Origin of the sequence: Clostridium saudiense, assembly GCF_000577815.1 — a bacterium.
Classification (GTDB): domain Bacteria; phylum Bacillota; class Clostridia; order Clostridiales; family Clostridiaceae; genus Clostridium; species Clostridium saudiense.
The window spans coordinates 1-8,833 of sequence record NZ_CBYM010000067.1; the positions used below are offsets into that span (position 1 = coordinate 1).

Genomic DNA, 8,833 nt, shown 5'->3' on the forward strand with positions numbered 1-8,833 from the left:
GGTATAAAATGATTGGGGGGTATTATGAATCTATTAAAAGATAATGTATATAAGTTGTATTTTAAATATTTCTTTCCAACTATGTGTGCAGCTTTATCTACTTCAATATATATATTATTTGATACAATATTTATTGGACAAGGGGTTGGGAGTTTAGGGCTAACAGCATTAAATATAGCATTACCAATTTACTCAATTTATTTTGGAACTGGACTTTTAATTGGTATTGGTGGTTCAACATTGATGTCTATTGAAAAGGGGAGAGAAAGAGAGGATAAAGCTCAAAAGATATTCACTTTATCTTTTGTATTTGGATTGATATTAGCTATTATTTATACTATTGTTGGTTTTGTTTTTCTTGAGGAAATTGCAGTGATTCTTGGAGCAACAAAGGAAGTCTTACCGTTAGTTAAGGAATATATGATAGTTGTTGTATTTGGTACAATTCCTTTTGTAATGGGTAGTATATTAGCACCGTTTATTAGAGCAGATAAAGCACCTAAAAAAGCTATGTTTGCTGTGATTTTTAGTGGGGTCTTAAATATAATATTAGATTATATTTTTGTATTTCCTTTAAAAATGGGAATGAAAGGTGCAGCAATAGCAACAGTTTTTTCATATACTATTAGTTTTCTTATTTTATTAACACACCTTTTATCAAAGAATAATACATTAAAGTTTAAAAGTGGTTTTTATAAATTAACCAATGTAATAAGAATAATAAAATGTGGATTACCAAGTTTATTTATAGAGGTATCATTGGGATTTGTAATATTTATTTTTAACATACAAATACTTAAAATTATTGGAGATGATGGGGTAACAGCTTATAGCATTATTTCAAATACTGGAATAATTGCAGTTGCACTATTTAATGGAATAAGTCAAACAATTCAACCATTAGTAAGTATTAATGTTGGTGCAAACTTGAAAGATAGAGCACTTATATTTAGAAAATTAGGATTAGTTACGGCCTTAATTATTGGAGTAGCATTTTTTATACTATGTATATTGTTTCCAGAGCAAATAGTTAGAGTTTTTGTAAAGCCTAGTAAGGATGTTTTATCAATTGCAATTAATTCAATTAGAATTTACTCAACAGCTTTTATAATAATGGGGGTAAATATGGTAACAGGAGCATATTTTCAATCTATAGAATTAGCAAAGGAGTCATTTATAATTGCCTTTTCAAGAGGACTTTTATTTGTTTCTATTTGTGTATTTATTTTGCCTATTTTCTTTGGAATCAATGGAGTTTGGATTAGTGTTCCTATAGGAGAAGTATTAACTTTAATTGTAGTGTTTATTTTAGTAAAGAAAAACTCTTAAATGTAATATGTAAAATAGATATATTTTACATATTTATAATGGAATTTTATTCATATTATTAGAAAAGCATATAAAATGAATATTATTATGTATAATAATATTCATTTTGTGAAAAATAAGATTAAGAGGTGAATAATAATATGAGTAATAAAATAGTTGAAACAATTAAAGATAGTAGTGGAGAAATAATGCAATATGTATTAGAAAATGGTACAACAGTTGATAAAGCACAAGGAGTAGAGATGGCTAAAAATGGACAAATCGATGGTGTAATTATTGCTCATTCTAAAAAAGGTGAAGAGTATTTAAGAACTAAACCAGATGGAACTCAAGGAAATAATTTATCATCAATGTCTAAAGAAGATTAAACTTGATTTAAAAGGTATATAATGTGATGAAATGACTAATAAAGCTAAAGTAAGTTTTATTAGTCATTTTTATTTTAAATTATGTATTATATAAAGCCTCAATTTCAAAATGTAGATAATATTATATTTAATAAATAAGAATTCGAAATACAAGCACATAGTTAATTATAGAAAATTGTGATTAGTGTTGGAAATCAGAAGATTTGGTTTCCTTTTTCTTTTATAAAATATAATATATAATTATTACATAAATAGGATTTCGGAGGATATTTATGAAAAATATATTTTTGGTATATGACAATTGTTGTTTTTACGAAATAACTATTTAAAGATGAAAAATATTTACAAGAAATAATAGCTTTTTGGAAATATCATAAGAGAAGCAAACAAGATTAGGATTAAAGAAATATCAATATAGAAAATAGATAATTTTGCATTTAAACTAAAAATAATTTATATTTAGTAGTATAAACTTAATTATTAGTTAGAATTAGTTTATACACTGAGGTCACCAGATATAGAGGAGTAACATTGTTAGACTTTATATTAAAAGATGTAGAAGTGTTACAAAGATTATGCATTATACAAATTGAAAAAGAAGAGGTAATATATGAGATACGAAGAAGCAATGAAATATATCACTGAGGTTGGTAATTTTGGTTCAAACTATGGATTAGAAAGAACCCATAAGTTATTAGAGTACTTAGGTAATCCAGAAAAAGACTTAAAACTTATACATATCGCAGGAACAAATGGAAAAGGTTCTACGACTTCGATGATAACAGAAATATTAATTGGAGCTGGATATAAAGTAGGTATGTATACATCTCCTTTTATTGAAGAATTTGAAGAAAGAATTCAAGTTAATAGAAACAATATTCCAAAAGAAACTTTAGCAGATTTAATGGATGAGGTTAAGGAAGCTGTAGATAAAGTAATAAAGGGTGGATATAATCATCCAACAGAATTTGAAATAATTACTGTTTTAATGCTCTTATATTTTAAAAAAGAAAATATAGACTTTGGAGTTATAGAAGTAGGTTTAGGAGGAAGATTAGACTCTACTAATGTTATTAAACCAATACTTCAAGTTATAACTTCTATAAGTTTTGACCATACAAATTTATTAGGAAATACATTAGCTGAAATAGCTGAGGAAAAGGCTGGAATTATTAAGAATGGCATTCCTACAGTAATATACCCTCAACATGACAAAGCTTTAAAAGTAATAAAAGATAAGTGTCATGAAATGAATTCAGAACTTTATATAGCCGATAATAATAAATTAAAATTTATTAGTGTAGTAAATGAGGATAAGCCATACCAATTACTAAAATATGATTCTGATAAAGACGTTAATATATTATTGCCATTGCTTGGTGAACATCAAATAATGAACTTAAGTGTAGTAATAAAAGTAATTGATATTTTAAACAAAAGAAATATAACTAATATATCTATAGAAAATATAGTTGAAAGTATAAAAAATGTTTCATGGAAGGGAAGATTAGAAGTATTATCAACTAATCCTTATGTTGTAATTGATGGTGCACATAATATACAAGGTATAGAAACATTGAGTAGAAATATAAATAAATATTTTAAATATAATAATTTATATTTAATTTTAGGTATTTTAGCAGATAAAGATGTTGAAGAAATGATTAAAGTAATAACACCAATGGCTCAGAAAATATATGCTGTTACACCTAATTCAATAAGAGCAGAATTAGCAGATGATTTAAGAAGTGAAGTAATAAAATATAATATAAATTGTAAAGCGTATGATGATTATGAAGAAGCATATATAAAAGCTTTAAGTGATGCAGATAGAAATGATCTTATATTAGCAAGTGGCTCATTATATATGATAGGTGATATGAGAAAAATAATAAGAAAATATATTGAAAAATAAGAGTTCGTTTTGAACTCTTATTTTTTTATGATTAAGAAATAAGGAAAAATGTTATACAATATACTTTTAAATAAAATACTCGTAAATGAGCATAAAATAAAAAACAAAAACTAAAATTTTTCCTAACTTGAAAGCTAAACATTTACTATTAGAAAAGAATATACTATACTATTAAATAATAAAGTAAAGAAAAGGAGGAAATGTATATGTCAAAACATTTACATATAATGGCTAAAGAAGGAGCTATTGCAGAAACAGTATTATTACCAGGGGATCCATTAAGAGCAAAATTTATAGCAGAAAACTTTTTGGAAAATTCTGTATGCTATAATGAAGTAAGGGGAATGTATGGTTATACAGGAACTTATAAAGGAAAGAGAGTTTCAATACAAGGTACAGGAATGGGATTACCATCACATTCAATTTATGTCAATGAATTAATACAATTTTATGGAGCTAAAAGACTTATAAGAATAGGATCAGCAGGTTCTTGTAGTGATAATGTAAATGTAAGAGATATAGTCCTTGCACAAAGCGCATCAACAAATTCAGGTATTAATAAGAGAAGATTTAATGGGCTTGATTATGCTCCAAGTGCTAATTTTGATTTATTATATAATGCATATAATATAGCAAAAGCAAAAGGTGCAAATGTTAAAGTAGGAAATGTATTATCAAGTGATTTATTCTATGATGATACAAATCATTTTTCATTAAAGACTTGGGCTGATTATGGAGTTTTAGCTGTAGAAATGGAAACTGCAGAACTTTATACATTAGCAGCAAAGAATGGGGTTGAAGCTTTATCGATTCTAACAATTTCTGATCACATCTTTAAAGGAGAAGAAACATCTCCAGAAGAAAGACAAAATACATTTACTGATATGATGGAAATAGCTCTTGAATTGATTAAATAAGAGTAATTAAATTAGTGTTTTAGAAAATATAAGCGACAAGTTAGAGCTTGTCGCTTTTTACTATGAAATAGAAGATTTATATTCAACTAAAGCCTTTGATAATTGGTCAGGGCAAGAAGTTCCTTTTCCTCTGCAATCAATTCCTTTAAGTTTTTCTATAGCTTCGTCAATATTCATACCTTTTACTAAAACTGAAATACCAAATAAATTTCCAGGACATCCTCTAACAAATTCAACATTTTCAATTACGTTATTTTTTATGTCAACATGAATTTCGCTGGCACATACTCCAGATGTTTTATAAACAAACATATCTAAACCTCCAAATAAATTATAAGTACCGTATTATTATATATTGATATCGAAGAAAAATAAAGAAAAACTATGAAATTACACTAGCGAAGTAATCAGAATTTGCATATATTAAAATACATAGAAGTTTTAAGGGGGTGTAGTATTGAGTTCTATAGTTTTATGCAATACAGGTGCTGATTCGCTTTCGTTTATTACGTTAGATACTTTAGAAGTGAAAAAAATATTATTCGCTTTATCTGAAACACCAGTCGGTCCACATGGTATTAGAAAATACAAAGATGAAATCTTAACTGCAAATAATTATAGCGATTCTATATCAATTTTTACATGTGATCCTTTAATTGAATCTAGAAATATAAAAATAGGTCCAAAACCTAATGATTTATTAAGAGTTGAAGATAAAATTTATACAATTTGTGGAGAGTCTAATTCTATTGTTGAATATGATTTATCCCAAAATAGAGTATCATGGGAAATTGAAACAGGTAGCTGGCCACATAGTATTGACTATTGTAATAAAGATGGATTAATATTTGTATCAAATTTAGAGGAAAACTGCACTAATATTATAAGAGTTGATGACTATGAAATAGTAGAAACTCTCTTGACACCAGAATATCCAACTAAGGTAAAGGTATCTAACAATGAAAAGTTTGTTTATATTTGTGAGAGTTATCTCGGAAGTGATGAAAATGGTTTTTTAGATGTTTTCTCAATAGAAACATTCAACCATGTAGCAAGAGTAGAAGTGGGTACATCTCCTATAGATTTGTATGAAGATGAGGAGTATATTTATATTACAAATTTTACAGAGGGAAGCATTAGTATAATAAATAAAAAGAGATATTACGTGGAAAAAACTCTATATATAGGTGGTATGCCTAAAGGGATTTTGAAGCATAAAAATAAACTATATATAGGAGATTATTTAAAAGGTAGATTAATTGTATTGGAAGAAAATAAAATAGAAAAAATCATAGCAATTGAATCAGAACCAAATGCTATGATCTTATTTTAATTTTCTTCATTAAAAAGTGCTTGAACGATTTTTGTATAAATATCTGAAGGATTTTCCTTCCATTTAGTACAAAGAGTAGAAGCTTGCTTTTTAGTAGGAACAGAAATTTTTAAATCTATAAGTAATATTTCATCTTCAAGGGCCTTTAAATCAACAATAAAAGAATTGTTCTTTTCAATAGTGTAATCACTATGAATAGTTAGTTCTTTTTTTATATTATCTATTGTTTTGGAGATATAATTATCAATTATATCTCTTTTTATTGGAGAAATTCTTTCATTAAATATAGATAAAACATTTTCTCCTTTTTGTGTTATTGTTATCAACTTTTTATTATTTTTTTCAATATAACAAACAAACTCTGAAGTTTCAAGTTCACTAATATATTGTTGCAAAGTAAAATAATTAATAAAATTATTTTCAAGAATAATCTCATTAAGTTGAGTTTTAGATATAGGTTGCCTTAATGATTTTATAACGTATAATACTAAAAGTTTATTTTCTGCTAGTTCTGCTGAATTCTCGTACATAATTAACCTCCATTATGAAAGTGTCTATATTATTATATCACAAATTTAAGCATATGGAATATTGTAGTCATAATAATATATTTTTAGAATATAAATTATTGAAAATTAAGTTTAGGAGTGTTGTTATGAAAGTGAATAAGAAGGCTAGTATAAACATATTAATTCTTATTTTAGTTACAATTATTTCAGTAGTTTATAGTAACGAAAGTACAAGTACATGGTCAAATCAAACAAAACAATTGCCTATATATAGTGTAAAGACAGATGAAAAGAAAATAGCATTAACATTTGATGTAAATTGGGCGGAAAAAGAATACATATATGATATTTTAGATGTTTTAGAAGAAGGTAATGCTAAAGGTACATTCTTTATAATGGGTGGATGGGTTAATTATAGCGATGAAAACAGGGAAAAATTAATGAAAATAAGTGATGGTGGTAATGAGATAGGAAATCATAGTTATATACATCCTTCATTTACTAAAATTTCAGAAGAAAGAATGTCTGATGAAATTAAAAAAACTGAAGATATCATATATGCAGCAACTGGGCAAAAAACAACATTATTTAGATTTCCAAGTGGAGATTATAATGATAAAGCTGTCGAGTATGTAAGAAGTTTAGGATATGAATGTATTCAATGGAATGTAGATTCAATCGATTATAAGGAGGAGAGTGCAGAAGTAGAATATGAAAGAATAAGGAAAAAATCAAAAGAAGGCTCTATAATACTATTTCATAATAATGCAAAATATACTCCACAAAACTTAAAAAGGTTTATTCAAGAGTTAAGTGATGAAGGCTATGAATTTGTTACCATTAGTGAACTAATTTATGATGGAAATTATACCATAAATGAAAATGGTGAACAAATTTTAAAATAAATATTAGAAAAATATTGAAACTTATGAGGTATTTGTATTATAATGGAAATAATCCTTGATATATTTATTACAGCAATAAGAATCTTATTAATTACTAAGGGAGAGAGGGGTAAAGATGGACAATTTGATGTTAAATAACAAGATTTATCTTGAAGGAAAAATCGTGAGCGGTATGGAGTTTAGTCATGAGATGTATGGGGAAGGATTTTATACTTTCCTATTGGAGGTAACGAGATTAAGTGATTCTGTAGATTTATTAAACATTACGGTATCTGAAAGACTTATAAGTAATATGGATTTATCTATAGGTAAGGAAATAGTAGTTTTAGGTCAATTAAGATCTTATAATAAGTTCGTAGATGGAGCAAATAAATTAATATTAACAGTTTTCGCTAGAAATATTGAACCATGCATAGAAAAAAGCAAGAATCCAAACGAGATTTTCTTAGATGGTTATATATGTAAAGAACCAGTATACAGAAAGACACCATTTGGAAGAGAAATTGCTGATGTATTATTAGCTGTAAATAGAGCATATAATAAATCAGATTACATTCCAACTATTGCTTGGGGAAGAAATTCAAGATTTTGTCAAACATTAGAAGTTGGAGATAATATAAGGGTATGGGGAAGACTTCAAAGTCGTGAATATCAAAAGAAGATTAATGAAAATGAAGTTGTTAAAAAAGTTGCTTATGAGGTTTCAATTTCTAAAATGGAAAAGGTTTCTGAAGAAGAGACTAAACATACAGATAATGTAAATCACGAAGAAGGCGCTGTTTAAAAAGTGCTTAATAAAAAAACTCCCAATTGGGAGTTTTTTTATTTTCTTAAATCATCTAAGATTTGAGTTTTATCTTTAGTTTTATCATCTACATTTTTGATAATTCTTGCAGGTGAACCAGCAACTACTACACCAGCAGGAACATCTTCAGTAACAACAGAACCAGCAGCAACAACAGCACCAGCACCTATTTTAACTCCTTCAAGTATTACTGCATTAGCACCAATTAATGCATCATCTCCTATTTGGCAAGGTTCCTTGCTTGGTGGTTCTAAAACACCAGCAACAACAGCACCAGCACCTAAGTGAACTCTTTTACCAAGTTGACCTCTAGCACCAATAACTGCATTCATGTCAACCATTGTTCCTTCACCAATTTCAGCACCAATATTGATAACAGCACCCATCATAATGACAGCATTTTTACCGATAGAAACTCTATCTCTAATAATAGCACCTGGTTCAATTCTTGCATCTATTGATAAAAGATCTAGCATAGGTATTGCAGAATTTCTTCTATCGTTCTCAACTCTAAATGTTTTTATTTTGTGTTTATTTTCTAATATTATTTCAGTAATAACATCAGTTTCTCCAAATAATATGTAAAAATTGTCATTACCATAATATTCGATATTTTCTAGTGAAGCTTCGCTTAAGTCACCATTTACATATACCTTTACAGGTGTTGTCTTTTTTGAATCTTTAATGAATCTTGCGATTTCATAAGGATCAGTTAAATTATAATTCATAAAATCATCCTTTCTGCATTATGC

Annotated in this window: 10 protein-coding genes; 7 read left to right on the top strand and 3 right to left on the bottom strand. The window is 27.1% G+C overall.

Features of this window, described 5'->3' with window-relative positions; translation table 11 throughout:
• The first annotated feature begins 24 nt into the window (after positions 1–24).
• From TY07_RS16545 to deoD, 4 genes are all read left to right on the top strand, one after another.
• Positions 25–1,329: an MATE family efflux transporter gene (locus tag TY07_RS16545; protein ID WP_042402823.1), complete on the top strand. Its 1,305-nt coding sequence runs from the start codon at positions 25–27 to the stop codon at positions 1,327–1,329.
• A 140-nt stretch (positions 1,330–1,469) separates the two neighbouring features.
• Positions 1,470–1,697 (top strand): DUF3892 domain-containing protein, encoded by a 228-nt coding sequence (locus TY07_RS16550; RefSeq protein ID WP_042402826.1) that lies wholly within the window; start codon positions 1,470–1,472, stop codon positions 1,695–1,697.
• 610 nt (positions 1,698–2,307) lie between these two features.
• The gene (locus tag TY07_RS16555) at positions 2,308–3,612 is read left to right on the top strand and encodes a bifunctional folylpolyglutamate synthase/dihydrofolate synthase (RefSeq protein ID WP_042402829.1); all 1,305 of its coding nucleotides are present in this window, start codon (positions 2,308–2,310) and stop codon (positions 3,610–3,612) included.
• 206 nt (positions 3,613–3,818) lie between these two features.
• Complete coding sequence (gene deoD, locus TY07_RS16560) at positions 3,819–4,529, top strand: purine-nucleoside phosphorylase (protein WP_042402833.1); 711 nt, start codon at positions 3,819–3,821, stop codon at positions 4,527–4,529.
• Between the two features lie 60 nt (positions 4,530–4,589).
• On the opposite strand, the gene TY07_RS16565 is transcribed toward deoD, so the two are convergent.
• Entirely contained in the window at positions 4,590–4,841 is a 252-nt protein-coding gene (locus tag TY07_RS16565) for a TIGR03905 family TSCPD domain-containing protein (RefSeq protein ID WP_042402836.1), read from the bottom strand.
• 145 nt (positions 4,842–4,986) lie between these two features.
• Between TY07_RS16565 and TY07_RS16570 the strand changes: the two genes are divergently transcribed.
• Positions 4,987–5,862, top strand: a complete 876-nt coding sequence (locus TY07_RS16570; RefSeq protein WP_042402839.1) for a YncE family protein — start codon at positions 4,987–4,989, stop codon at positions 5,860–5,862.
• Here the strand turns inward: TY07_RS16570 and TY07_RS16575 are convergent.
• Positions 5,859–6,392 carry a DUF4364 family protein gene (locus TY07_RS16575; protein WP_042402843.1) on the bottom strand — a complete coding sequence of 178 codons (534 nt, stop codon included), beginning with the start codon at positions 6,390–6,392 and terminating at the stop codon, positions 5,859–5,861. The genes TY07_RS16570 and TY07_RS16575 overlap by 4 nt on opposite strands.
• A gap of 125 nt (positions 6,393–6,517) precedes the next feature.
• On the opposite strand from TY07_RS16575, the gene TY07_RS16580 reads away from it, so the two are divergent.
• Together TY07_RS16580 and TY07_RS16585 are read left to right on the top strand one after the other, a co-directional pair.
• Positions 6,518–7,276 (top strand): polysaccharide deacetylase family protein, encoded by a 759-nt coding sequence (locus TY07_RS16580; RefSeq protein ID WP_042402846.1) that lies wholly within the window; start codon positions 6,518–6,520, stop codon positions 7,274–7,276.
• A 115-nt stretch (positions 7,277–7,391) separates the two neighbouring features.
• Positions 7,392–8,060, top strand: a complete 669-nt coding sequence (locus TY07_RS16585) for a single-stranded DNA-binding protein (protein WP_042402849.1) — start codon at positions 7,392–7,394, stop codon at positions 8,058–8,060.
• A 38-nt stretch (positions 8,061–8,098) separates the two neighbouring features.
• Here the strand turns inward: TY07_RS16585 and dapD are convergent, their stop codons facing one another.
• A complete protein-coding gene (dapD, locus tag TY07_RS16590; protein ID WP_042402852.1) occupies positions 8,099–8,809 on the bottom strand; it encodes a 2,3,4,5-tetrahydropyridine-2,6-dicarboxylate N-acetyltransferase in 711 nt (236 codons plus the stop codon).
• Between the last annotated feature and the right edge of the window lie 24 nt (positions 8,810–8,833).

Excerpts from the sequence above, each read along its gene's own strand:
- TY07_RS16545 (WP_042402823.1), top strand. The coding sequence starts at position 25 with ATGAATCTATTAAAAGATAATGTATATAAGTTGTATTTTAAATATTTC.
- TY07_RS16550 (WP_042402826.1), top strand. The coding sequence starts at position 1,470 with ATGAGTAATAAAATAGTTGAAACAATTAAAGATAGTAGTGGAGAAATA.
- TY07_RS16555 (WP_042402829.1), top strand. The coding sequence starts at position 2,308 with ATGAGATACGAAGAAGCAATGAAATATATCACTGAGGTTGGTAATTTT.
- deoD (WP_042402833.1), top strand. The coding sequence starts at position 3,819 with ATGTCAAAACATTTACATATAATGGCTAAAGAAGGAGCTATTGCAGAA.
- TY07_RS16565 (WP_042402836.1), bottom strand. The coding sequence starts at position 4,841 with ATGTTTGTTTATAAAACATCTGGAGTATGTGCCAGCGAAATTCATGTT.
- TY07_RS16575 (WP_042402843.1), bottom strand. The coding sequence starts at position 6,392 with ATGTACGAGAATTCAGCAGAACTAGCAGAAAATAAACTTTTAGTATTA.
- TY07_RS16580 (WP_042402846.1), top strand. The coding sequence starts at position 6,518 with ATGAAAGTGAATAAGAAGGCTAGTATAAACATATTAATTCTTATTTTA.
- TY07_RS16585 (WP_042402849.1), top strand. The coding sequence starts at position 7,392 with ATGGACAATTTGATGTTAAATAACAAGATTTATCTTGAAGGAAAAATC.
- dapD (WP_042402852.1), bottom strand. The coding sequence starts at position 8,809 with ATGAATTATAATTTAACTGATCCTTATGAAATCGCAAGATTCATTAAA.